The organism is Bacillus halotolerans, from assembly GCF_001517105.1.
Taxonomy (GTDB): Bacteria; Bacillota; Bacilli; order Bacillales; family Bacillaceae; genus Bacillus; species Bacillus halotolerans.
In genome coordinates, this window is the sequence record NZ_LPVF01000005.1 from 1 (window position 1) to 1,082 (window position 1,082).

The following is a 1,082-nucleotide window of genomic DNA, read 5'->3' on the forward strand; positions in this document are numbered from 1 at the left end:
ATCAAACTCTCCGATAAAGTAGTTTGACTGACTACGCACATCACTGTGCGATTTTATAATAAAACTTGAATTAACAGGTACGTTTTGTCTTGTTTAGTTTTCAAAGATCATCTTGTTTATCGCTTTGTTAAAGCAACTTTTTTAGTATACAACGTCGCTTTCTCAAAGTCAACAACTTTTTTAAATCTTTTTTTGGTGGAGCCTAGCGGGATCGAACCGCTGACCTCCTGCGTGCAAAGCAGGCGCTCTCCCAGCTGAGCTAAGGCCCCTTAAAAATGGTCGGGAAGACAGGATTCGAACCTGCGACCCCATGGTCCCAAACCATGTGCTCTACCAAGCTGAGCTACTTCCCGATTTCCCATATTGATAAAATATATGGCGCGCCCGAGAGGAGTCGAACCCCTAACCTTTTGATCCGTAGTCAAACGCTCTATCCAATTGAGCTACGGGCGCACATTATAATGCCGAGGGCCGGACTTGAACCGGCACGGTAGTCACCTACCGCAGGATTTTAAGTCCTGTGTGTCTGCCAATTCCACCACCCCGGCGTGGATGGTATAGTTGGAGCGGAAGACGGGATTCGAACCCGCGACCCCCACCTTGGCAAGGTGGTGTTCTACCACTGAACTACTTCCGCATACAGGATGTCCAGTTTTTATAACTGTCATCCTATATAATGCGGGTGAAGGGACTTGAACCCCCACGTCATAAAGACACTAGATCCTAAGTCTAGCGCGTCTGCCAATTCCGCCACACCCGCTTAAAAATGGTGAGCCATGAAGGACTCGAACCTTCGACCCTCTGATTAAAAGTCAGATGCTCTACCAACTGAGCTAATGGCTCTTCTTACAAGAGACTTGAATATTATATCATATAAAAGTGGTGCCGGCAAGAGGACTTGAACCCCCAACCTACTGATTACAAGTCAGTTGCTCTACCAATTGAGCTACACCGGCAAATGGTGGAGGATGACGGGCTCGAACCGCCGACCCTCTGCTTGTAAGGCAGATGCTCTCCCAGCTGAGCTAATCCTCCATAATTGCACTAACGTGCAATTGCTTAGCGGCGTCCTACTCTCACAG

At 47.8% G+C, this 1,082-nt stretch carries 9 tRNA genes; all 9 read right to left on the reverse strand.

Annotated elements, in window-relative coordinates:
• Window positions 1–193: 193 nt before the first annotated feature.
• The 9 genes from AU387_RS02530 to AU387_RS02570 all read right to left on the reverse strand — a co-directional run bounded on the left by AU387_RS02530 (window position 194) and on the right by AU387_RS02570 (window position 1,035).
• Window positions 194–269 (reverse strand) — tRNA-Ala (locus tag AU387_RS02530).
• Between the two features lie 7 nt (window positions 270–276).
• A tRNA-Pro gene (locus AU387_RS02535) sits at window positions 277–353 on the reverse strand.
• A 23-nt stretch (window positions 354–376) separates the two neighbouring features.
• A tRNA-Arg gene (locus AU387_RS02540) sits at window positions 377–453 on the reverse strand.
• A gap of 9 nt (window positions 454–462) precedes the next feature.
• Window positions 463–548, reverse strand: a tRNA-Leu gene (locus tag AU387_RS02545).
• A gap of 14 nt (window positions 549–562) precedes the next feature.
• Window positions 563–637, reverse strand: a tRNA-Gly gene (locus tag AU387_RS02550).
• A gap of 40 nt (window positions 638–677) precedes the next feature.
• Window positions 678–760, reverse strand: a tRNA-Leu gene (locus tag AU387_RS02555).
• Window positions 761–767: 7 nt separating this feature from the next.
• Window positions 768–843 (reverse strand) — tRNA-Lys (locus AU387_RS02560).
• Window positions 844–880: 37 nt separating this feature from the next.
• Window positions 881–956: transfer RNA gene (locus tag AU387_RS02565), tRNA-Thr, on the reverse strand.
• 3 nt (window positions 957–959) lie between these two features.
• Window positions 960–1,035, reverse strand: a tRNA-Val gene (locus AU387_RS02570).
• Between the last annotated feature and the right edge of the window lie 47 nt (window positions 1,036–1,082).